18 protein-coding genes are annotated in these 23,133 nt (G+C 75.4%); 2 read left to right on the forward strand and 16 right to left on the reverse strand.

Annotated features, from left to right (window positions below; translation table 11 throughout):
- Positions 1-31 precede the first annotated feature (31 nt).
- From scpB to OG689_RS12630, 8 genes are all read right to left on the reverse strand, one after another.
- Positions 32-685 (reverse strand): SMC-Scp complex subunit ScpB, encoded by a 654-nt coding sequence (gene scpB / locus OG689_RS12595; RefSeq protein ID WP_266327048.1) that lies wholly within the window; start codon positions 683-685, stop codon positions 32-34.
- Positions 686-1,107: 422 nt separating this feature from the next.
- Positions 1,108-2,064 carry a segregation/condensation protein A gene (locus OG689_RS12600; RefSeq protein WP_266320195.1) on the reverse strand — a complete coding sequence of 319 codons (957 nt, stop codon included), beginning with the start codon at positions 2,062-2,064 and terminating at the stop codon, positions 1,108-1,110.
- Positions 2,065-2,143: 79 nt separating this feature from the next.
- Positions 2,144-2,659 carry a hypothetical protein gene (locus OG689_RS12605; protein WP_266327050.1) on the reverse strand — a complete coding sequence of 172 codons (516 nt, stop codon included), beginning with the start codon at positions 2,657-2,659 and terminating at the stop codon, positions 2,144-2,146.
- A gap of 41 nt (positions 2,660-2,700) precedes the next feature.
- Positions 2,701-3,858, reverse strand: a complete 1,158-nt coding sequence (locus tag OG689_RS12610) for a ParA family protein (RefSeq protein ID WP_073923560.1) — start codon at positions 3,856-3,858, stop codon at positions 2,701-2,703.
- Positions 3,859-4,313: 455 nt separating this feature from the next.
- Positions 4,314-5,432 carry an alanine dehydrogenase gene (gene ald, locus OG689_RS12615; RefSeq protein ID WP_073923559.1) on the reverse strand — a complete coding sequence of 373 codons (1,119 nt, stop codon included), beginning with the start codon at positions 5,430-5,432 and terminating at the stop codon, positions 4,314-4,316.
- A 257-nt stretch (positions 5,433-5,689) separates the two neighbouring features.
- Positions 5,690-8,122, reverse strand: a complete 2,433-nt coding sequence (locus tag OG689_RS12620) for a tetratricopeptide repeat protein (RefSeq protein WP_266320198.1) — start codon at positions 8,120-8,122, stop codon at positions 5,690-5,692.
- Positions 8,123-8,314: 192 nt separating this feature from the next.
- Positions 8,315-8,962, reverse strand: a complete 648-nt coding sequence (locus OG689_RS12625) for an NUDIX hydrolase (RefSeq protein ID WP_266320199.1) — start codon at positions 8,960-8,962, stop codon at positions 8,315-8,317.
- A gap of 95 nt (positions 8,963-9,057) precedes the next feature.
- Entirely contained in the window at positions 9,058-10,692 is a 1,635-nt protein-coding gene (locus OG689_RS12630) for a CTP synthase (RefSeq protein WP_266320200.1), read from the reverse strand.
- A 694-nt stretch (positions 10,693-11,386) separates the two neighbouring features.
- Between OG689_RS12630 and OG689_RS12635 the strand changes: the two genes are divergently transcribed.
- Positions 11,387-13,384, forward strand: a complete 1,998-nt coding sequence (locus OG689_RS12635; RefSeq protein WP_266320202.1) for a glycoside hydrolase family 15 protein — start codon at positions 11,387-11,389, stop codon at positions 13,382-13,384.
- A gap of 46 nt (positions 13,385-13,430) precedes the next feature.
- Here OG689_RS12635 and OG689_RS12640 read toward each other — a convergent pair whose 3' ends face one another.
- The 3 genes from OG689_RS12640 to OG689_RS12650 all read right to left on the reverse strand — a co-directional run bounded on the left by OG689_RS12640 (position 13,431) and on the right by OG689_RS12650 (position 17,392).
- Complete coding sequence (locus OG689_RS12640) at positions 13,431-14,597, reverse strand: glycosyltransferase family 4 protein (RefSeq protein WP_266320203.1); 1,167 nt, start codon at positions 14,595-14,597, stop codon at positions 13,431-13,433.
- Between the two features lie 260 nt (positions 14,598-14,857).
- Positions 14,858-16,591, reverse strand: a complete 1,734-nt coding sequence (gene recN, locus OG689_RS12645; protein ID WP_266327052.1) for a DNA repair protein RecN — start codon at positions 16,589-16,591, stop codon at positions 14,858-14,860.
- Between the two features lie 78 nt (positions 16,592-16,669).
- Entirely contained in the window at positions 16,670-17,392 is a 723-nt protein-coding gene (locus OG689_RS12650; protein ID WP_266320205.1) for a hypothetical protein, read from the reverse strand.
- 167 nt (positions 17,393-17,559) lie between these two features.
- Here OG689_RS12650 and OG689_RS12655 point away from each other — a divergent pair, with 167 nt between their 5' ends.
- Positions 17,560-19,068, forward strand: a complete 1,509-nt coding sequence (locus tag OG689_RS12655) for a PLP-dependent aminotransferase family protein (protein ID WP_266320207.1) — start codon at positions 17,560-17,562, stop codon at positions 19,066-19,068.
- A gap of 39 nt (positions 19,069-19,107) precedes the next feature.
- On the opposite strand, the gene OG689_RS12660 is transcribed toward OG689_RS12655, so the two are convergent.
- The 5 genes from OG689_RS12660 to OG689_RS12680 form a co-directional block, all read right to left on the reverse strand.
- Positions 19,108-19,650 carry an MOSC domain-containing protein gene (locus tag OG689_RS12660; RefSeq protein WP_266320209.1) on the reverse strand — a complete coding sequence of 181 codons (543 nt, stop codon included), beginning with the start codon at positions 19,648-19,650 and terminating at the stop codon, positions 19,108-19,110.
- Between the two features lie 131 nt (positions 19,651-19,781).
- A complete protein-coding gene (locus OG689_RS12665; RefSeq protein WP_073923553.1) occupies positions 19,782-20,684 on the reverse strand; it encodes an NAD kinase in 903 nt (300 codons plus the stop codon).
- A gap of 105 nt (positions 20,685-20,789) precedes the next feature.
- On the reverse strand, positions 20,790-21,596 hold the full coding sequence (locus OG689_RS12670; protein WP_266327054.1) for a TlyA family RNA methyltransferase: 807 nt from the start codon (positions 21,594-21,596) through the stop codon (positions 20,790-20,792).
- Positions 21,597-21,831: 235 nt separating this feature from the next.
- The gene (locus OG689_RS12675; protein WP_266320211.1) at positions 21,832-22,113 is read right to left on the reverse strand and encodes a hypothetical protein; all 282 of its coding nucleotides are present in this window, start codon (positions 22,111-22,113) and stop codon (positions 21,832-21,834) included.
- Positions 22,106-23,119: a hypothetical protein gene (locus tag OG689_RS12680; protein ID WP_266320212.1), complete on the reverse strand. Its 1,014-nt coding sequence runs from the start codon at positions 23,117-23,119 to the stop codon at positions 22,106-22,108. The genes OG689_RS12675 and OG689_RS12680 overlap by 8 nt, the downstream gene beginning before the upstream one ends.
- Positions 23,120-23,133 lie beyond the last annotated feature (14 nt).

A 23,133-nucleotide genomic window follows, 5' to 3' on the forward strand; every position in this document is an offset into this window, starting at 1 on the left:
TGCAAGTCGTCTCGGCCGACCTCACCGCCCCCTACCGATCAGACGCAGCCCGATCGGTCTCACCGCTGCGGACCGCAGATTGCGCGGTAGCGGCGGCGACCGCATCCGCGATCATCGTGCCCTCCAGGGACTCCGCTTCCACGTCGTCGACCTCGGGCAGGAAGGGCGCGAGCTCCGGCAGCTCGTCCAAGCCGCGCAGCCCCATCCGTTCCAGGAAGTAGTTCGTCGTCCGATACAGGATCGCACCTGTTTCGGGCTCGGACCCGGTTTCTTCCACCAGTCCTCGCTGTACCAGGGTACGCATCACACCGTCGCAGTTCACACCACGGACGGCCGATACCCGTGATCTGGACACCGGCTGCCGGTATGCGACCACCACCAGCGTCTCCAGCGCGGCCTGGGTCAGCCGGGCCTGCCGGCCGTCCAGGACGAACCGGTCGACGGCCGGCGCGCAGTCGGCCCGGGTGTAGAAACGCCAGCCCCCGGCCACCAGGCGCAGGTCGAAGCCCCGGCCCTGCGCGGTGTACTCGGCGGCCAGCTCGCGCAGCGCGGCGGCCACCTCGGCGCGCGGGCGCTCCAGCACGTCGGCCAGGTGGGCCTCACCGGCCGGCTCGTCGACGACCATCAGGATCGCCTCCAGCGCCGGCCTCAGTGCCACCGCCGGCCCGGCGCCGGCCTCGGACACGGCCTCGCACTCGGATTCGGACGCAGCAGCCTCGGCCTCGACGGCGGTCTCGACGGCGGCGGCCCGGGGGGCGCGGACGGGCTGCGCCGGCGCGGACGGCTCCGCCTGGTGGGGCAGCCGCGCCGGTTCCTCCGCCACCGGCGCGGGCGGCTCGGCGGGCGCCGGCAGCGCGGTCGACCGGGGTGCGGGCGCCGGTTCGCGCTCCGAGGCCGCCGTCACGCCCTCCAGTACGCCCGTCCCGGGGTTGTGGGCGGGCTCCTGCCACTCCTCGGCCCGCGGGCGGCCCGGGAGCCCGAGCGGGCGCCGCGGGGGCCTGCGGGCGCCCGGGAGGGCCGCGTCGCCGGCCGCGTCGGACCGCTGGGCGGGCTGCTCGGCGGGCTGCTCGATCCGGGAGCCCTCGGCCCCGGGGGTCTCGGCCGCGGTCATCGCGGATCACCGTCCTCGCGGGTACTGCCGGTGCTGCCGGTCGTCAGGGTGCGTCGGGCCGGGCCGGCGGGCCCGGGTCCGGCGTCGGGCACGGGCTCGCCGGGCGGGCGGTCGAACTCGTCCGTCACCTCGACCACCGCCCGGTCCGCCTCGGCCACCCAGCGCACCAGGAGGTCCCCGAGCGCCTCCGGCTGCTCGAAGGCGAGCACCCGCTCGCGGTACAGCTCCAGCAGGGCGAGGAAGCGGGCGACCACCACCAGGTTGTCCGGGGCGTCCGCGACCAGCTGCGCGAAGGTGGCCTCGCCCAGCGAGCCCAGCAGCCCGACCACCAGGGCGGCCTGCTCACGCACGCTCACCGGCGGGGCGTGGATGTGGTCGATGTGCACGAACGGCGCGGGCCTGGGGGTCATCGCCTTCGCGGCGAGCCGGGCGAAGTCCTCGGGGCCGAGGGTGATCACCACCTCGGGCAGCAGCGCCGCGTGCTGCGGCTCCAGGCCGGCCGTGCGGGGGGCGCGCAGCAGCTCGGCGGCCCAGCGCTCGCCGAAGAGCTCGGCGGCCCGCTTGTAGGCCCGGTACTGCAGCAACCGGGCGAAGAGCAGGTCGCGGGCCTCCAGCAGGGCGAGGTCCTCCTCGTCCTCGACCTCGGCGGCGGGCAGCAGCCGGGCCGCCTTGAGGTCGAGCAGGGTGGCGGCGACGACCAGGAACTCGGTCGCGGCGTCGAGGTCCCAGTCCGGGCCCATCGCGCGGATGTGGGCGATGAACTCGTCGGTGACCCGGGAGAGCGCCACCTCGGTGACGTCCATCCGGTGCTTGGCGATCAGGCCGAGCAGCAGGTCGAACGGGCCTTCGAAGTTCTCCAGCCGTACCTGGAAGCCCCCGCGCTGTTCCGGCACGGCGGGTGCGGCGTGATCAGCGGTGGTGGCGGCGGCCGGGGTCTCGTTCGTGCTCGGCATGACGGTCCATCTTCACCCGGACCGGCCGCAGCGCCCGACCCGGGGGCGCCGACACGCCGCCCCGGCGCCGCCCGGCGCCTCAGCGCCCGCGCAGCCGCCGGACCAGGATGCTGGCCTCGCCCCGCTGTTCCAGGTCCGCCAGGACGACCGCGATGGCCTCCCGGACGATCCGGCCGCGGTCGACCGCCAGGCCGTGCTCACCGCGCAGCACCAGCCGGGTGTGCTCGAGGTCCATCAGCTCCTCGGCGGACACGTACACGGTGATCTTCTCGTCGTGCCGCTCACGGCCGCTGGGGCGGCGCGGCGCCCGGCCGCGCGGCCGGGCCCGGCGGGCGGGGTCGCCCGCGCCCGTCTCGTCCTCGGCCGCGCCGTGCTGGCGCCCCTGTCCCGTGCCCTGGGCCGGCATGCCCGCGCCCGGCTGCCCGGGCCCCGGCTGGCCGTGCGACGGCGCCGGGACGGTGGGCCGCTCGCCCGGGCGCTCGGCGCCGGGGCGGCCGGTACGCGGGTCCCGGCCGGCCTCCTCGGCGCCGGCGGCCCGTGCGGTCTCCGTCTTGGGCGCCTCGGCCGGCCGGCTGAGGGAGGGCGACAGGGCCATCCCGCCGGTGGTCCGGAACAGCTCGTCGGCACCCGGGAGACTCACTCGGCGGGGCGGCACCGGTCGAGCACCTCCCTGGCGAGCTGGCGGTAGGCGGCGGCGCCGACCGAGTTGGTCGCGTACGTGGTGATCGGCTCGCCGGCGACGGTGGTCTCCGGGAAGCGCACGGTACGGCCGATGACGGTGTGGAAGACGTGCTCCCCGAAGGCCTCGACCACCCGCGCGAGCACCTCACGGCTGTGCACCGTGCGGGAGTCGTACATGGTGGCCAGGATGCCGTCCAGGCGCAGCTCGGGGTTGAGCCGCTCGCAGACCTTCTCGATGGTCTCGGTGAGCAGCGCGACACCGCGCAGCGCGAAGAACTCGCACTCCAGCGGGACGATGACGCTGTGAGCGGCCGTCAGGGCATTGACCGTCAAGAGGCCGAGCGAGGGCTGGCAGTCGATGATGACGAAGTCGTAGTCGGGCAGCAGCGGCTTGAGCGCGCGTGCCAGCGCCGACTCCCGCGCCACCTCGCTGACCAGCTGGACCTCGGCGGCCGACAGGTCGATGTTGGAGGGCAGCAGGTCCATCCCGGGCACCGCGGTCTTCAGCAGCACCTCATCAGCCGTCAGGCCGCGCTCCATGAGCAGGTTGTAGACCGTGACGTCGAGCTCCATCGGGTTGACCCCGAGGCCGACGGAGAGCGCGCCCTGCGGGTCGAAGTCGACCAGCAGCACGCGGCGGCCGTACTCGGCGAGGGCGGCACCCAGGTTGATGGTCGACGTGGTCTTGCCGACGCCGCCCTTCTGGTTGCACATCGCGATGATCTGCGCGGGGCCGTGCTCGGCCAGCGGCGCGGGGATCGGGAAGTACGGCAGCGGCCGGCCGGTGGGGCCGACCCGCTCGCGGCGCTGGCGCGCGGCGTCGGGGGCCAGGGTGGCGGCGTACTCGGGGTCGGGCTCGTACTCGGCGTCCGGGTCGTCGTAGGCGCCGTAGGCGAACTCGCCGTAGGCCAGGCCGTGTGACGGCAGGTCGGCGTCCAGGTCGATGACCGGCGCGGTGGCCTGGCGGGCCTCGAAGGTGCGGACCGCGACCGAGCCGACCTCGGCCGAGCCCACGGTGGCCTGCCGGGCCCCGGGCCCCTCACTCGGCTGTCCGGCGGCGTGCCCCGCCAGTCCTGGCTGACCACCCCCGGGAGCAAATGTCGACTCATTCACAAGTCGTCTTACCTCCTTGGGCATCCAGGACTCTATGTCGATTCGTCAGCGTGGCAGCATGCCGACGGTTTGCGACTCTAGGCCGTTTAAGGCGTTCGCAGCAACACAATCCACGGTAGTGGGCATGATGTGTCGACTATCGGGCCACCCGCTGTCAAGGGATGGGCGGGCCCTTGACCCTAACGTTTCTGCGGTCGGGTGACGCGACCCACAGAAATTGACGACACTCACCCGGCGACCCGACGGTGAACAGCGCGTGACCGCACGGTGGCCGACCGGTGAGCGGGGGCGGCCGGCCCGCGGGCCCGCGGACGGACCCGCCACGGACCCGCGACGGGCTCCGGCCGGAGGTACCGGCGGCCGTTCGCGGGCATGCCGAAGCCCCCGGCCCGAGGGGAGCGGGCCGGGGGCCGGCAGCCCGCCCCCGGGTGGGGGCGGGCCGGGCTGAGGGGACGTCAGGCGAGCACGCTCTCCAGGGAGACGGACTCCAGGCCGAAGGCCTCGGCGACACCCGCGTAGGTGATCTGGCCCTCGTGCGTGTTCAGGCCCTTGGCCAGGGCGGCGTCGCGACGCAGGGCGTCCTTCCAGCCGCGGTTGGCCAGCTCCACGATGTAGGGCAGCGTGGCGTTGGTCAGCGCGTAGGTGGAGGTGTTCGGGACGGCACCCGGCATGTTCGCGACGCAGTAGAAGACCGAGTCGTGGACCTGGAAGGTCGGGTTGTCGTGCGTGGTGGCGCGCGAGTCCTCGAAGCAGCCGCCCTGGTCGATCGCGATGTCGACGAGCACGGAGCCCGGCTTCATCCGGGAGACCAGCTCGTTGGTGACGAGCTTGGGGGCCTTGGCGCCCGGGATCAGGACGGCGCCGATCACCAGATCGGCGTCGAGGACGGCCTTCTCCAGCTCGAACGCGTTGGAGGCGATGGCCTTGATCTTCGTGCCGAAGATCTTGTCGGCCTCGCGCAGCTTGTTGATGTCGCGGTCGAGCAGGGTCACGTCGTAGCCCATGCCGATGGCGATGGTGGCCGCGTGCCAGCCGGAGACGCCACCGCCGATGACGACAGCCTTCGCCGGGTGGGTGCCGGGCACACCGCCGGGCAGGGTGCCGCGGCCGCCGGCCGGACGCATCAGGTGGTACGAGCCGACCTGCGGGGCGAGCCGGCCCGCGACCTCGGACATCGGGGCGAGCAGCGGCAGCGCGCCGTTGGCGAGCTGCACCGTCTCGTACGCGATGGCGGTGGTGCCGGACGCGAGCAGCGCGTCGGTGCCGGCCCGGTCGGCCGCCAGGTGCAGGTAGGTGAAGAGGGTCTGGCCCTTGCGCAGGCGGTGGTACTCCTGCGCGATCGGCTCCTTGACCTTCAGCAGCAGGTCGGCCGTGGCCCACACCTCGTCGGCGGTGGGGAGGATGGTCGCGCCGGCGGCGACGTACTCCTCGTTGGGGATCGAGGAGCCGACGCCGGCGTTGTCCTCGATGTAGACCTCGTGTCCGTTACGGACCAGCTCATGCACGCCGGCGGGCGTGATGGCCACGCGGTACTCGTGGTTCTTGACCTCGCGGGGGATGCCGACCTTGGTCACGGCTAAACACGTCCCTCTTGCCTGTGGTCCCAGCCGGGGGAAGACCGGTGGGCGACGCGTGCGGAAGCCTCCGGAAGACACCGGGGCACAGTTCGCTGCGCGACTAGGTTCGAGTGTAATGAAGCCCAGGCGACGTGTCAGCCTTCCAAACTGACTAAATCAGCCGGACACATTGGCAGGTTCGTAGGCTTGCTAGGCGACTTCCCTGCTGAAATCGAGCAAAAACGGCATCTGCGACATTACTCCGAAGCCGATCGTCACCACCCGCCATCGACCTGCTCGCGCAGCCGCTCCACGGCCGCCGTGACCGCCTCCCTGCCGCGCTCGTCCCCCAACCTGCGCAGCACCGCGAGGGACGCCCGGTACTCCCGCTCGGCCTCCTCGAACCGGCGCTGGGCGACATGCGCCTCGGCGACCCTGGCGAGCAGCCGCGCCTCGGCCGGCTGGTCCCCCAGGCCCTGCCGCAGCGCGAGCGCCCGCCCGTACCCGTCGGCGGCGCGGACGGCGTCGCCCAGCGCGCGGTGGCAGCCGGCCGCCCCCTCCAGGGCCCGCGCGCAGGCCGGCTCGTCCTGCGCCTCGCGGGCCGCTTCGAGCGCCGCCCGGAACCGCTCCGCCGCCTGCTCCCAGTGGCCGGCGGCGACGTGCAGGTCGGCCAGGTTGAGCAACGCGGCCGCGGCGCGCCTGGGGGCGCCGTGCCGCTCGGCCACCCGCAGCACCAGCCCGTGCAGCTGGTGCAGGTCGGCCGGGGCGGCGGCGCCGGTCAGCGGCAGCGCGCGCAGCAGCGCGGTCACCAGCCGGCCGGCCGAGCCGTCCAGGTCGCCCTGGCCGATGGCGTCCGCCACCGCGCCCAGCAGCAGGTCCCGCTCGCCGAGCAGCCACTGGCGGGCCTGGACGGCGCTGCGCAGCCGCAGCGGCCCGGGCAGCGGCTCGGGCGCCGGCCCGCCCGCCGGGTCCAGCAGGGCCCGCGCCGAGTCCACCAGCCGGACCAGCCGCTCCAGCAGCCGGGCCCGGGCGAGTTCGGTCTCGGCCGGGCGGTCGACGGCCTCCCGCAGCTGGACCAGCCGGGGGTGGAGCCGGCCGGGCACCCGGTAGCGGGGCGTGCCGTCGGCGGCGGGCGGCTCCTCGCCGAGCAGTTCGTGGCCGGCCAGGGCCGCCAGGGCGGCCGCCGCGTCCGGCGCCGGGCAGCCGACCAGCGCGGAGGCCGTCCGCAGGTCGGCGATCTGGGCCGGGGCGAGGGTCAGCGTCCGCAGCATCCGCGCCTGGGCGGGCGGCAGCGTGGCGTACAGCAGGGTGAACGCCCCGATCAGCGGGTCGTTGTCGGGTACGGGTACGGGTTCGGCCGACCCCGGCGGCAGCACGGCCGAGGGCCGGTCGCCGGCGTCCGCGGCGGCCGTCCGGCCCGGGGTGCCCGGAGCACCGGCCGGGCCGTTCGCGGGGGCGGGACCGGCGGGACCGGCGGGACCGGCAGTCGGCCCGGCGGCGGGTGCCACCGGCGGGGTCCGCAGCCCGGGGCCGGCAGCGGCGGCCGGGCGTCCCGCGCCGGCCCTGCCCTTGCGGCCCTTGCCGGGGCGACCCGCGGCGGGCCGACCGGCCGGCCCGCCCTCGGCCGGGGCGGCGCCCTTGCCCGGCGCACCGCCGCCCGGCGTCACACCCACGGGTGTCCCACCGACCGACGGCGCGGTTCCGGACGTCCCACCCACGGGCAGGCCGCCCGCAGGCTTCCGGTTGACGGCCGCCCCGCCGGCCTCGGCGCCCTCGGCGTTCTTCGTCCCGCCCGGCGCGCCCCGGGCGGCGGACGGCGCGGCCGGCCCTCCGGTGTTCTTCGCCACCGGTCCGTTCACCGTGTCGGCGCCGGCGCTCCCACCCTTCACCGCAGCGCCCTTCACCACGGCGCCCTTCACCGCTCCGGCCTTCACCGCTCCGGCCTTGGCGGCGCCGCCGACCACCCCGGTCATGGTGATCAGCTCGCGCGCGGCGTCCGTGACGGCCGCCTTGGGGCTGGCCCGCAGCCAGCCGGCCATCAGTCGCAGCGCGGCCGGACGGGAGGCGCAGGCCTCGGCCAGGTCCGCGCCGCCGACCGGGTCGCAGCTGATCCGGTTCCCGCCGACCAGCTCGCCGAGCAGGCCGACCGCGGTGGGCTGCTCCAGCCCACCGAGGATGCAGGGGTCGATGTCCTCGATGCCGGTGAGCGGGCCGGCCGTGGTGGCGACCACCAGGCAGCCGGGCTCGTCCGCGAGCAGCGGCCAGAGCTGGCCGGCGTCCTTGACGTCGTCCAGCAGCAGCAGCACCCGGCGGCCGGCCAGCGCGGCTCGCAGTCGCACGCAGGCGGGGTCGTCGCGGCCCTCCTCGCCGGCGCCCGGCAGCAGCATCGCGTCCACCGGTGCGCCGAGCTGCTCCAGCAGCCGGCGGGCGACCTGGCCGGGCGCCGCCCGGCCGCCGTCGGGGGCGGAGAGCCGGGCGAAGAGCAACCCGTCGGGGTAGTCGGCGGCGACCGCGCGGGCGAACCGGACGGCGAGCGTGGTGCGGCCGGAGCCGGGGCGCCCGGCCAGCACCAGGACGGTGCTGCGCCCCTCGGCGGGCCGGGCCGCGGCGGCCCGCAGGGCGGCGAGTTCGGTGCGGCGCCCGACGAACACGGCGGGGCCGGCGGGCAACTGGTCCGCGGCTCCGTCCGGGGCCGGCCGTGCGTCCATCGTCGCCGTCTTCCTCGCCACCAGCGCCACTCCCGACCTGTCACTCAGCGAAGCCGGCCCGTACCGGGCCCTGTTTGCGAAGCGTAGTTCGAGCGCGGGCCGGCGCGGGGCACCGCGGCGCCGGGATCCGGTCGTACCAACCGGTAAATCACCCCGGTGGATCAACGACCGGCGGCCGCCCGGCCGGACCGGTCAGCCGTGCTCGAACGGTCGGGCCGGCCAGGGCGATTCGGCCGGGCGCAGCGCGGCCGTCCCGCCCGGGGCCGCGAGTGCCGCCTGCAGCGCGAGCACGCCGGTGACCAGGGTCGGGTTGTGCAGCTCGCCGGCCAGGACCAGCCCGACCAGCTCGCCGAGCGGCACCCGGGCCAGCTCGATCTCCAGCTCCTCGCCGTGCGCGGCGTAGCGCTCGCCCTGTGCCTCGGCGAGGTCGGTGGCGAGGAAGAGCCGCAGGGCCTCGTCGGTGCCGCCGGGGGAGGTGTAGAAGTCGACCAGGACCTTCCACTCCCCCGCCTTGCAGTGGGCCTCCTCGTACAGCTCGCGCTGGGCGGCGTGCAGCGGGTTCTCGCCGGGGACGTCGAGCAGGCCGGCGGGCAGCTCCCAGAGCCGCTGGCGGACCGGGTGGCGGTACTGGCGCACCAGCAGCACCCGCTGCCGGGCGTCGACGGCGAGGACGGCGACCGAGCCGGGGTGGATCTGGTAGTCGCGGCGGGCGACGGAGCCGTCCGGCATCTCGACCTGGTCGCTGCGCACCCCGGTGACCCGGCCCCGGAACGGCGTCTCGGTGCTGAGCACCCGCCACTGCTCGGCCTCGTCCCGGATCGGCTGCGTTGCGTGCGTCATCGCTTCTCCCCTTTTCGTCAGTACGACGCTAATGTACGCGGAACGGCGGCCGCGCGGGTGTCCGCGCGGCCGCCGTCCGATGGAGCACGGGCCGATTACTCGCCGCCGGTCTTGATCTTGATGGCGGCGGCCACCAGACCCGCGAACAGCGGGTGCGGGCGGGTCGGGCGGGACTTCAGCTCCGGGTGGGCCTGGGTGGCCACCAGGTAGGGGTGCACCTCGCGCGGGTACTCGACGTACTCGACCAGGTCGCCCTTCGGGGAGAGGCCGGAGAACTGCAGGCCGGTCTTCTCCAGGTCCGCGCGGTACGCGTTGTTGACCTCGTAGCGGTGGCGGTGGCGCTCGTCCACGTACTGCTCGCCGCCGTAGACCTCACGGACGATCGAGCCCTCGGCGAGCTTGGCCGGGTAGAGGCCCAGGCGCATGGTGCCGCCCAGGTCGCCCTTGCCGTCGACGATGGCCAGCTGCTCGGCCATGGTGGAGATCACCGGGTACTTGGCGGCGGCGTCGAACTCGGTGGAGTTCGCCTCCGGCAGGCCGGCCAGGTTGCGGGCGGCCTCGATGACCACGCACTGCAGGCCCAGGCAGAGGCCCAGCAGCGGCACCTTGTTCTCCCGGGCGTACGTGATCGCGCCGACCTTGCCGTCCACACCGCGGTCGCCGAAGCCACCGGGGATGCAGATCGCGTCCACGTCGCCCAACTGCTCCCGGGCGCCCTCGGGGGTGCTGCAGTCGTCCGAGGTGACCCACTTGATCTCGGCCCGGGCGTTGTTGGCGAACCCACCGGCCCGCAGCGCCTCGGTGACCGAGAGGTAGGCGTCGGGCAGGTCGATGTACTTGCCGACCAGCGCCACCTTGACGATGTGCTGGGGCTCGTGGACCCGGCGCAGCAGGTCGTCCCAGGTGGTCCAGTCGACGTCGCGGAACGGCAGGTCCAGCCGGCGCACCACGTACGCGTCCAGGCCCTCGCCGTGCAGCACCTTGGGGATGTCGTAGATCGACTTGGCGTCGATGGCCGCGACCACGGCCTCCTCGTCCACGTCGCACATCAGCGAGATCTTGCGCTTGATGGCCTGCGGGACCTCACGGTCGGCGCGCAGCACGATGGCGTCCGGCTGGATGCCGATGTTGCGCAGGGCCGCGACCGAGTGCTGGGTCGGCTTGGTCTTCAGCTCGCCCGAGGGGCCGATGTACGGCAGCAGGGAGACGTGCACGAAGAAGACGTTGTCCCGGCCGACCTCGTGGCGGACCTGGCGGACGGCCTCCAGGAACGGCAGCGACTCGATGTCGCCCACGGTGCCGCCGACCTCGGTGATCACCACGTCGACGTCGTCGGTCGCCATCCGGCGGATCCGGGACTTGATCTCGTTGGTGATGTGCGGGATGACCTGGACGGTGTCGCCCAGGTACTCGCCGCGGCGCTCCTTGGCGATGACCGTCGAGTAGACCTGACCGGTGGTGACGTTCGCCGAACCGTGCAGGTTGGTGTCGAGGAAGCGCTCGTAGTGGCCGACGTCCAGGTCGGTCTCCGCGCCGTCGTCGGTGACGAACACCTCGCCGTGCTGGAACGGGTTCATCGTGCCCGGGTCGACGTTCAGGTACGGGTCGAGCTTCTGCATCGTCACGCGCAGCCCGCGGGCCTTGAGCAGGGCGCCGAGGCTGGAGGCGGTGAGGCCCTTGCCGAGCGAAGAGGCGACACCCCCGGTGACGAAGAGGTGCTTGGTCGTCACGGCGCGGCTGTTCGATGCCTTGCCGGAATGGGGCTGTGCCAAGAGGGGGCTCCCGTGGGTCGCGTGTCGAAGTGACTAGGGGCGGGGCCCTCGGCTCGCCTCGCGACGCGGAGCAGGTGCTCGGCCGGGGCTCGTTGAGGAGCTCCGGCGGGGTCGTCGGTCGGCTGGTCCGGGGCGTTTGATCCCACCAGTCCACGGGATACCAGGGTATCAGTGAGCCGGACCGGCTGCCCTCCGGCCCGCCTCCCGGGTCTGCCGGAGCCACCCCGACCGGGCCAGGGGCACCGGCCCGGAAGGATCACCTCCGCATGGCCCATCAGGATGATCCTCCGGGCCGCCACCCCGAAGAACGGCATTTCGGCCGGAAAATGCCGCCACACGGGCCCCTCCGCATGTGCTCAGCCCCACCTGCCCGACGTAAGCTGCACGGACGCATCGCCGACAGCAGAGCACGCGGAGGGCGAGGGAGGGCCAGCACACCCCTCGGTCCCCGATGCGCGACCGGACCTCCCCGCCACCCCGTTCCTCCCCGCCCCGTGGGGCCCACCTCAGCCCCTCGCGAAACACCCGCCGGCCCCGCCACCACCGAGGCAGGTCCGCCCGGGTGCCCGGCGCGGTCCGGACCGGGATCGCTCCCGCTCGCTCCAAGCCGTCGCCGTACGCGTCGTGCCCACCTTGCGAACTGGAGATCCACGTGGCCGGCCGTATCGAGGACTACGCACTCATCGGGGACATGCAGACCGCCGCCCTGGTCAGCAGGGACGGGGCGGTGGACTGGCTGTGTCTGCCCAGATTCGACTCCCCGGCGGTCTTCGCCGGGCTGCTGGGCACCGATGAACACGGGTTCTGGCGGATCGGCCCGGCCGAGGCCGTCACCGCCCCGGCCGCCGCGACCACCCCGGCGCCGCGCAACCCGTTCACCGAAACGGGTGAACTCCGGATCCCGCCGCCGACCGCCGCGGCCCCCGCCCTGCCCGCCGACCGGCGGCGCTACCGCGGCGACTCGCTGATCCTGGAGCAGGAGTGGGACTCCCAGGGCGGCAAGGTCCGCGTGATCGACTTCATGCCGCCCCGGCCGCTGGCCGGCCGCGACTCGGTGCCGCAGATGATCCGGATCGTCGAGGGCCTGGAGGGCAAGGTCCGGATGCGCTCCGCCCTGCGGATGCGGTTCAGCTACGGCCGGGTCGTCCCCTGGGTGCACCGGGTCGAGCAGCCCGACGGCGGCCACCGCACCGTCGCCGTCGCCGGCCCCGACTCGGTCTGGCTGGACGGCGAGGCCGAGACCTACGGACGCGACCTCACCACGTACGCCGACTTCAGCGTGAACGCCGGCGAGCGGATCACCTTCGCCCTCACCTGGCAGGCCTCCCACCTGGACGCGCCCAGCCCGCCGGACGCCGAGGAGATGCTCGCCGCCACCGAGGACTTCTGGCGCGACTGGGCCGGCCAGTGCACCTACCAGGGCCCCTACCGCGAGGCCGTGGTCCGTTCGCTGATCACCCTCAAGGGCCTCACCTACGCCCCCACCGGCGGCATCGTCGCCGCGCCCACCACCTCGCTGCCCGAGGACATCGGCGGCGAGCGCAACTGGGACTACCGCTACACCTGGCTGCGGGACGCCGCGATCACCCTCTCCTCGCTGCTGCGCACCGGCTACCGCGACGAGGCCCGGGCCTGGCGCGAGTGGCTGCTGCGGGCCGTCGCCGGCGACCCGGAGAACCTGCAGATCATGTACGGGATCGCGGGCGAGCGCGAGCTCACCGAGTCCTCGCTGGACTGGCTGCCGGGCTACGAGGGCTCACTGCCGGTACGGGTCGGCAACGGCGCGGCCGGCCAGCTCCAGCTGGACGTCTACGGCGAGGTCGTCGAGGCCCTGCACCTGGCCCACATGACCGGCCTGACCCGCAACGACCACGCCCACCACCTCCAGCTCAAGCTGATCGGCTACCTGGAGGAGCACTGGACCGAGCCCGACGAGGGGATCTGGGAGGTGCGCGGCCCCCGCCGGCACTTCACCCACTCCAAGGTGATGGCCTGGGTCGCCGTCGACCGCACCATCAAGCTGCTGGAGCAGGCCCCGGCGGACGCCCCGGACGACGGCTCGCTGGAGCGCTGGCGCGAGCTGCGCGAGACCATCCACCGGGACGTCTGCGAGAAGGGCTACGACCCGGAGCGCAACACCTTCACCCAGTACTACGGCGGCCGGGAGCTGGACGCCTCGCTGCTGCTGATCCCCCAGGTCGGGTTCCTGCCGGCGGACGACAAGCGGGTGATCGGCACCATCGAGGCGATCCAGCGGGAGCTGTCCACCGAGGACGGCTTCGTGCTGCGCTACCCGACCCACGACGACGACGGCAACAACGTCGACGGGCTGTCCGGGCACGAAGGGGCCTTCCTGGCCTGCTCCTTCTGGCTGGCCGACGACCTGGCGATGATCGGGCGGGTCACCGAGGCGAGGGAGCTGTTCGACAAGCTGCTGTCGCTGCGCAACGACATCGGCCTGCTCGCCGAGGAGTGGGACCCGCGGCTCAAGCGCCAGGTCGGCAACTTCCCGCAGGCTTTCAGCCACGTGCCGCTGATCGACACCGCGCTGCGGCTGACCGCCTGCGGCGGCGCGTACCTGTCCGCCCAGCCGGCCGCTCCCGCGGACGGGCCGGCGGCCGCCGACCTCGGGGAGCAGGCCACCATCTGAGCCCGGCGGCTGAGACCCCGGCGCCCCCACGCGGGGCGCCGGGGTCTCAGCCGCGCTGCACCAGTTCGTCGTACGTGCTGAGCACCTGGGCCACCGTGGCGGCCTCGTCCGGCCAGGTGCCGGCCTGCTGGCGGCCCGCCTCGGCCAGCAGCCCCCGCCGGTCCGGATCGGCCAGCAGGCCGCGCACGGCCGCGCCCAGCGCGGGGGCGTCCCCCGCCGGGACCAGCACGGCGGCGTCGCCGACCAGCTCGGGGATCCCGCCGACGGCCGTGGAGACCACCGGGACACCGGCCCGCATCGCCTCCTGGACCACCAGCGAGCGGGCCTCCCAGCGGCTGCTGACCACCACCAGGTCGGCGGCCGCCAGCAGGTCGGGGACGTCCGTGCGGTAGCCGAGCAGCTCGACCGGCAGGCGTTCGGCGGCCACCCGCTCCCGCAGCGCCGGGCCCTGCGCTCCCTCGCCCGCGATCACCACCAGCGGCCGGGGGTCCAGGCCGGACAGCTCCCGGGCGGCGTCCAGCAGCTGCCCGAAGGCCTTCTGCGGGACGAGGCGCCCGATCGCCAGCACCAGCGGACGGTCCGGCCCGCCGCCCAGCACGGCGGCCCGCGCGGCGGCCCGGTCCAGGGCGCCCGGCGGCATCGGCGGGGCCGCGACCGGCCCCAGCCGGGCATCGGTGGCACCCAGCTCGCGGGCCCGCGCGACCAGGTCCGAGGAGGCGCCGAGCACCAGGTCGGCCGCCCGCGCCACCCGGCGCTCCATCAGCCGCTGGAGCCGGCGCTCCATGCCGGTGGCCAGCATCGCCTGGTGCGAGGTGACCACCAGCGGGGTCTCCGGGCGCAGGCCGGGGAACCGGCCCGCCGTCCGCAGCGCCAGGTCCGAGAGCAGCCCGGCCCGCAGGCCGTGGGCGTGCACCACGTCGGCGCCGGTGAAGGCGCGGCGCAGCTCGCCGATCGCGGCGGCGTCGCTGCGGGCGCCGGCCGTGGGCGTGATGTCGACCAGGTGGAACCTGGCGCCGGTGCGGGAGAAGCCGAACAGCGCGTCCGCCCCGGCGGGCGCGCAGACGGTCACGGTCACTCCGTGCGCGACCAGGCCCTGTGCCAGGGAGCGCACGTGCGCGCCGATGCCGCCGGTACCGGCGGACAGGACGAGTACCACGTGCAGCTGCCCCGGTTCGGGGGCGGCCGCCGAGGTCCGGGCAGCGGATGGGTCCACGTCGTCTCGCTCCGACTCGATCAGGTACTGATCGCCGCTTCCGGGTCCCGCTCCTCCCGGTGTTGTGGCCGGGGAGGCGCCCCCTGGCCCGTGGTGGTGGGCAGGGAGCCGGTGGGGCCCGCGAGCGGCGCTCGGGACTGGAAGGCCAGTGTCCAGGCGCCACGATGCCAGGTCGGCGGCCCTCTTGGACAGTCGGCACCACGATGGGGCGCGTCGTGGCCGCCGCCGGGGCGGCGGCGGCCACGACGGCCGCGGGCGGGTCAGCGGCCGCGCGGGGCGCGGGCGGCGGCCAGCAGTTCCTCGGCGTGGGCGCGGCCCAGCTCGGAGTCCTCCAGGCCGGCCAGCATCCGGGACAGCTCCCGGACCCGCTCCTCGTCGCTGAGCACCTTGACGCCGCTGCGGGTCACGGTGCCGTCGTTGGTCTTCTCCACCACCAGGTGCCGGTCGGCGAAGGCCGCGACCTGCGGCAGGTGGGTGACCACCACGACCTGCGCGCTCTGTGCCAGCTTCGCCAGCCGGCGGCCGATCTCCACCGCCGCCTTGCCGCCGACACCCGCGTCGACCTCGTCGAAGAGGTACGTCGGGACCGGGTCCGCCCCGGCGAACACCACCTCGACGGCGAGCATCACCCGGGACAGCTCACCCCCGGAGGCGCCCTTGGCGATCGGGCGCGGCAAGGCGCCCGGGTGCGGGGCGAGCAGCACCTCGACCTCGTCCACGCCGTGCGAGCCGTAGGCGACCGTGCGGCCGTCGACCTCCAGCCCGGCCGGGTCGTCCGTCCGGCTGATCCGGAACGTCACCCGGGCGTGCGGCATGGCCAGCTCGGCGAGTTCGGCGGAGACGGCCTCGGCGAAGCGGCCGGCGGCCGCCTCGCGGGCGGCCGACACCTCGGCGGCGAGCCGGGCCAGCTCGGCGCGCAGCTCGCCCTCGCGGGCGGCGAGCTCGTCGATCCGCTCGTCGTCGCCGTCCAGCTCGGCGAGCCGGGCGGCGCCGGTCTCGGCCCAGGCCAGCACCTCGGTCAGGCTGTTCTCCGGGCCGCCGTACTTGCGCAGCAGGTGGGCCAGCACCGAGCGGCGCTCCTCGACCGCGGCCAGCCGGACCGGGTCGGCGTCCAGGTCGTCCGCGTAGCCGGCCAGGTCGCCGGCGACGTCGGCCAGCAGGTAGCCGACCTCGTTGAGCCGGTCCGCCAGCGGGGCGAGCCGCTCGTCGTGCGCGCGGACGCCGTCCAGCGCCCGGCGGGCCTGGGCGAGCAGGGTGCCCGCGTCCAGCGAGTCGGGCTCGGCCGGGTCGCCCGCGAGGGCGGCGTGGGCCAGCGTGGCGGCCGAGGACAGCGCGTCCGCGTGGCCCAGCCGCTCGGCCTCGGCGGCCAGCTCGGTGTCCTCGCCGGCCACCGGCTCGGCGGCGGCGACCTCGTCCAGGCCGAAGCGCAGCAGGTCGGCCTCCTGGGCGCGCTCGCGGGCCCGGGTGGTCAGCTCCTCCAGGGTCGCGGAGACCTCCCGCAGGCCGCGGTAGACCTCCCGGTAGCGCTCCAGCGGCCCGGTCAGGCTCTCGCCCGCGTAGCGGTCCAGCGCGCCGCGCTGGCGGGAGGGGCGCAGCAGCCGCTGCTGGTCGGTCTGGCCGTGCACGGCGATCAGGTCCTCGCCGATCTCGGCGAGGAGTCCGACCGGCACCGCCCGGCCGCCGACGAACGCCCGGGAGCGGCCCTCGGCCGAGACGGTACGGCTGATCAGCAGCGCGCCGTCGTCGAGCTCGGCGCCCGCCTCCAGCGCGCGGGCGGCCGCCGGGGAGCCGGCGGGCAGCTCGATCCTGCCCTCGACCACGGCCCGGCCCGCGCCGCCGCGTACCAGGCCCGGGTCGGCCCGGCCGCCGAGCAGCAGGCCGAGGCTGGTCACCACCATGGTCTTGCCGGCGCCGGTCTCGCCGGTCACGGCGGTGAACCCCGGTGCCAGCTCGACCACGGCGTCGTCGATGACACCAAGATCTCGTATCCGCATCTCGTCCAACACGGAGACGACCTTACGAGGTTCCACCCCCGCCGCGCGACGAGCGACGGCTGCGCGGCTCCAAGTTCATCAGTTCCGGGGCTCCGCGGTGACCTCGGCGGCGGTCGGCGCGGAGGTCACCGCGCCGGCGGACGAGGGCGGTCCGGCGGGCGGTCCGGCGGGCGGTTCGGGCACGGCGCAGCGGCGCAGGAAGAACTGCGCGAGCGGGCCGATGGCCAGCGCGTACGCGACGGTGCCGATCCCGGCGGTGCCGCCGAGCAGGACGCCGACCAGCAGCACGGTCAGCTCGATGCCGGTCCGGATCAGCCGCAGGGAGCGGCCGGTGCGCCGGTGCAGGCCGGTCATCAGCCCGTCGCGCGGGCCGGGGCCGAGCCGGGCGCCGATGTAGAGGCCGGTGGCCAGGCCGTTGAGGACGATGCCGAGGGCGAGCAGCGCGATCCGGGCGGTCAGCGGGCCGGGCGTGCCGACCGTCCGAAGGGTGAGGTCCATGGCCAGACCGAGCAGCAGCACGTTGCCGACGGTGCCGACACCGGGCCGCTGGCGCAGCGGGATCCAGAGCAGCAGGACGGCCGCGCCGGTGATGGTCACCCAGGCACCCATCGAGAGGCCCAGGTGGCGCTGCAGGCCCTGGTGCAGGACGTCCCACGGGTTGACGCCGAGGGCGGCGCGCATCATCAGGCCCATGCTGGAGCCGTAGAGCAGCAGGCCGGCCAGCAGTTGCGGGAGGCGGCGGCCGAGGGCGCGGCCGGCCAGGGTCACGGGGGCTCGTTCGGGGGCGGCGACGACGGCCATCGGGGTGTCTCCTTGCGGTGCTGCGAGGGCTGAGGGGGCTGCGGCGGGCTGCGGGGGGCCGGACCGGTTCAGCCGGCCCCCTGGCGGGCTTGATGGCCGCAGTGCCATGATGACCAGGCCACCTGGGTCCCTCCCAGGGCCAATCACGAGCAAGTGGACTGATCGCCGTGGCCGAATGGCACAGCACCGTCACCCCTGCCGCCCTCGCCCGACTGCTGGGGACCGCCCGGCTGCCCGAGCCCGCCGGGCACCGCCCGGCCTACCGCACGCTGGCCGACCAGGTCCGCACGCTGGTCTCGGCCGGCCGGCTGCCGGTCGGGGCGCGGCTGCCCGCCGAGCGGGAGCTGGCCCTGGCGCTGGCGGTGAGCCGCACCACCGTCGCCACCGCCTACGAGGCCCTGCGCGGCGAGGGCTACCTGCACAGTCGGCGCGGCGCCGGCAGCTGGACGGCGCTGCCCGAGGGCGCCCCGCCGCCCAGCGACGCCATGCACCCCGTCCCGCCGGACGAGCAGGGCCGGGTGCTGGACCTCGGCGTCGCCGCGCTGCCCGCCCCGCAGCCCTACCTCGGCGAGGCCGCCGCCCGGGCCCTGGAGCAGCTGCCCGCCTACGCGGCCGGGCACGGCTGCTACCCCACCGGCCTGCCGGTCCTGCAGGAGGCCGTGGCCCGCCGGTTCACCGCCCGCGGCCTGCCGACCACCCCCGACCAGATCCTGATCACCACCGGCGCGATGAGCGCCCTGCACCTGCTGCAGCGGACCCTGCTCGGGCGCGGCGACCGGGTCGCGGTCGAGTCGCCGAGCTACGCGCACACCCTGCAGGCGCTGCGGCTGAGCGGCTCCCGCCTGGTGCCCGTGCCGCACGCCTGGCCCGGCGGGCCGGACCGGCTGCCGCTCTGGGACCTCCCCGAGTGGCGCCGGGTGCTGCGCGGCGCGGCGCCGAAGGCCGCGTACGTCATCCCCGACTTCCACAACCCGACCGGCGCGCTGATCGACGAGGAGCAGCGCCGCGAGCTGCTGGCGGCGGCCCGGGCCGCCGGGACGGTGGTGCTGGCCGACGAGACCACCGCGGAACTGGGCTGGGGGATCGAGGACGAGAGCCTGCTGCCGCGGCCGACGGCGGCGCTGGACCGCGCCGCCCAGGTGGTCACCGTCGGCTCGGCGAGCAAACTGCTCTGGGGCGGCCTGCGGATCGGCTGGGTCCGGGCGGCGCCCGCGCTGGTGCGCCAGCTCGCCACCGACCGGGTCTACACCGACCTGGGCACGCCCGTCCTGGACCAGCTGATCGCCGCCGTGATGCTCGGCGAGCAGCTGGCGGACGTCCGCGCGCACCAGCTGCGGCAGCTGCGCGCCACCGCCGCGGCCCTGACCGCCGGGCTGCGCGAGCGGCTGCCGCACTGGCGGTTCGCCGAGCCGCCCGGCGGCCTCAGCCTCTGGCTGGCCACCGACGGGGTCTCCGGCGCCGCGCTCGCCCGGGCCGGGGAGCGCAGCAGTGTGCGGATCGCGGCCGGCACCCGGTTCGGCGCCGACGGTGCCTTCGAGAACTTCCTCCGGATCCCGCTCACGGTGCCCGCCGCGGCCGTCCCGGACGCCGTGCAGCGGCTGGCCGCCGTGGCCGCGCTGGCGGAGTCCGGCGACCGCTGGTCGGCCGCCGACGGGCGCCAGCCGCTGGCGGTCTGAGGAGCCCGCCGGCGCGCGCGAGAGGGGCCCGGCGGGGCCTCAGACCCGTTCGAGCGGCAGCTGCGGACCGTCCGGGAGCTCGACCCGGACGGTGTCCCCGGGGCGGACCTCGCCGCCCGCCAGCACGACCCCCATGATCCCGGCCCGGCGCACCACGTTGCCCGCCTCGTCCCGGCCGACCACCTGCTTCAGCAGGCCCTCCTGGAAGGCCTCGATCTGCAGGCAGGGGTTGCGCAGCCCGGTCACCTCGACCACCGCGTCCTCGCCCAGGTGCAGCCTGGCGCCCCTCGGCAGGCCCAGCAGGTCGAGCCCGCGGGTGGTGATGTTCTCGCCCAGCTCGCCGGCCGCCACCCGGTGGCCCGCCAGCCGCAGCTCCTCGTGCAACTCGGCGTGGATCAGGTGCACCTGACGGAGGTTCGGCTGCGTCGGGTCCTGCGCGACCCGCGAGCGGTGCTGGACGGTCACCCCGAGGTGCGCGTCCCCCTCCACCCCGAGCCCGGCGACCAGCCGGACGCTCGGCCGGTTCGGCTTGCCGAAGTCGTGCCCCGCGCCCCGGCTGACCGCCGCTATCGTGCCGTTCATCGCCACTCCCCTTCTCCGCGCCCGTCCGGGGCGCCCCGGGCCGGGGGCCCGTACGCAGGCCCCCGGCCGTGCTTTGCGTCCTTGCCTGCGCCCGTACCCGAGCCGGCCCGGCGAGCCCTTCCCGGCCTCGCTCAGCAGGCCCCGCCGCGCCCCCGCCACCCGGTCACCGGGAGGGCGAACTTGGCCACTAGCCGGTCGGTGAACGGCGCCCGGTGCAGCCGCGCCAGGCGGACCGGCGTCTGGCCCCGGCGGACCTCCACCCGCGCGCCGGCGGGCAGTTCGACCGACCGGCGGCCGTCGCACCAGAGCACCCCGTGCGGGGTCTTCGGCTGCACCTCGACCGCCAGGACCGAATGCGGCGAGGTCACCAGCGGCCGGGCGAACAGCGCGTGCGCGCTGATCGGCACCATCAGCAGCGCCTCGACCTCCGGCCACACCACCGGGCCGCCGCCCGAGAACGCGTAGGCGGTCGAGCCGGTCGGCGTCGCGCAGACCACCCCGTCGCACCCGAAGTTGGAGACCGGGCGGCCGTCCACCTCGGTCACCACCTCCAGCATCCGCTCCCGGGAGGCCTTCTCGATGGACGCCTCGTTCAGCGCCCAGTCCTGGTGGATCACGTCGCCGTTGGTGCGCACCAGCACGTCGAGGGTCATCCGCTCCTCGACCTCGTAGTCGGCGTCGACCACCCGCTCCACGACCACCGCGAGATCGTCCCGCTCGGCCTCCGCGAGGAAGCCGACCCGGCCGAGATTGATGCCGAGCATCGGCAGCCCGTGCTCGCGGGCCAGCTCGGCGCCGCGCAGCAGCGTGCCGTCGCCGCCGGCCACCAGGATCAGCTCGCAGCCGTCCGCCGCGCCCTCGCCCCCGGCGACCCGCTCGACGCCGTCCGGGAGGTCCAGGTCGACCGCCTCGGCGGCCAGCAGCCGGATCCGGATCCCCGCCTTCAGCAGGCCGTGCACCAGTCCTTCGACACTGCGCAGCGCGGTCTCGCGACCGGTGTGCGCGATCAGGAAGACCGTACGTTCCTCAGTCATGCTGCCCTCTCCCTACGCCTGCCGGGTCGCCTGTCGGGGGCTCGGGTCGCCCTCGGCCCGGTGCGGCCGCCACTCGGCATGGCGGCCGGACGTCCGCAGAGCACCCTATCCGGGGCCCTCCGCGACGGCCCGGTCCGCCTCGGCCGGGTCCAGCTCCGCGGCGTCCCGGCGCAGCCACAGGAAGTACTCGACGTTCCCGGACGGGCCGGGCAGCGGGCTGGCCGTGACCGCCCGCACCCCGAGCCCGAGGGCCCAGGCCTGCGCGGCCACCCGGCGGACCATCTCGGCCCGCAGCTCCGGGCTGCGGACCACCCCGCCGCTGCCGAGCCGCTCCTTGCCGATCTCGAACTGGGGCTTGACCATCAGCACCAGGTCCGCGTCCTCGGCGCTGCACGCCGCCAGCGCCGGCAGCACCAGTCCGAGCGAGATGAAGGACAGGTCGCCGACGACCAGGTCGACGGGCGAGCCGCCGATCTGCTCCAGGCCGAGCTCGCGCACGTTGGTGCGGTCCATCACGGTGACCCGCTCGTCGCTCTGCAGCGACCAGGCCAGCTGCCCGTAGCCGACGTCCACCGCCAGGACGTGCGCGGCGCCCGCCCGCAGCAGGACGTCGGTGAAGCCGCCGGTGGACGCGCCGGCGTCCAGCGCCCGGCGGCCGGCCACCACGAGGCCCTGCGGCACGAAGGCCGCGAAGGCGCCCGCCAGCTTGTGCCCGCCGCGCGAGACGTAGTCCGGGTCGTTCTCGTCCTTGGCGACCACCACGGCGGCCGCGGTCTCGACCTGCGTCGCCGGCTTGGTCGCGGTGGTGCCGCCGACGGTCACCCGCCCGGCCGCGATCAGCTCGGACGCGTGCTCGCGCGACCGGGCCAGCTTGCGGCGGACCAGCTCCGCGTCGAGTCGGCGTCGTGCCACTGCCACTGGGTTTCAGCTCCTACCGCTGCCTGTCGCCACCCACCGCGCCGTCCTCCGCGGTGTGCTGCTGCCAGGTGTCGCCTGCTTGAACGGACTGCCTTGAGGGACGGCTCGAACAACTCTGCTTGAACGGACTGCCCGAACGGACTGCCCGAACGGACGGCTCGAAGACCGGCCCGCCCCGGACGGCCGAAGGGAACGGCCGGGCCGTCGCGATCCGGGCCCGCGGCCGGCCTCAGGACCGGTCGAGCGCGGCGAGGGTCTCCCCCAGCCGCTGGTGAACATCTTCGTACACCGGGAGGTGCCCCTCGGTCGGGACCCCGTCCAGCGCCTCCAGCAGGCCGATCGCCGCGTCCACCGCCGGATCGCCGGTCGGGGTGAACTCCACGCCGAGCGGACGCACTTCGGCGTCCCGGCCGGCCGCCGCGGCAGAGACGGCCGGCCCACCCCCGGCGGCGGGCACGGGAGCGGAGGCGGGCGAGGGAGCGGAGGCGGGCGGTGCGGTGCGGTCAGGCATCGGGGCCCTTGCTGCTCGTCGTCCGGCGCACGGTCGTCCGCTTGGTCGCCGCCCGCTTGGCCGCGCCGCCCGCCGGGGCCGCCTTCTTCGCCGTCGGCTGCCCGGTGGAGGCGGTCTTGGTGACCGTGGTCTTCTTGCCCGCCGCCTTCTTCGCGGCGGCCTTCTTCGCCGGCGCCGCCTTGTCCGGCGTGCTGCTCCCGGCCGCCGCGCCCTTGGCCGGTGTCGGCCCGGCGGACGTCCCCTTGGTGGGTGTCCCCTTGGCGGGCGCCCCCTTCGCGGGCGTCCCCTTCGCCGCCGTCCGCCCGGTCGCGCCGCCCCGGCTCGTCGCCGTGCCGCCCGTCCCGGCCTTGCCCGCCGGCTTCCCGGCCGGCTTCCGGGTGGCCTTCCCGGCCGCCGCCCGCTTCACCGGCGCCGTCCCGGCCGTCGGCCGTGGGGCTTGCGGCTCCTCGGCGGCCCAGGCCTCGCGCGCCTGCGCCCCGCCGTCCGGCTCCGGCGACCCGCCGTCGTCCACCGGCACCCGCTCGGCCACTATCGGCTCGCCCGGCCGGCCGCCGCTGTCCCGCGGCTCGTCACCCTGCTCCCAGCCGTGGCCGAACAGTCCGTCCGCCCGCGCCGCGGCCGCGCCGTTCTTGTCGGCCGGCCGAGCCGCCGGGGCACTGTCCTCGTCGACGTCCCGCAGCCTGCTCTCCAGGTACGCCAGCACGACGCCGACCTTGGTCACCTGGTCGCCGACCTTCTCGAAGGCCTTCTCCACCTCGCTGCGGGCCACCCCGGTGGCCAGGTCGAAGCCGGCGCGGCCGGCCGTGACCGCCTCCTCCGCCAGGGTCTGCAACGACTTGACCGAGGGCGGGAACTGGCCGGCCGCGCGCGCCTTGCGCTCGACCTCGGCCAGGTCGATCCCGCTGCGTTCGAGCAGTTCGGCGGCGGTCAGCACGACGCGCTTCCCGGCCTCCTCGGCCAGCCCGGAGGCGACCGTGACAAATCCCCGCACCGTGTCCCGCAGCATCCGGGCGCCTCCTT

Source organism: Kitasatospora sp. NBC_00240, assembly GCF_026342405.1.
GTDB lineage: Bacteria > Actinomycetota > Actinomycetes > Streptomycetales > Streptomycetaceae > Kitasatospora.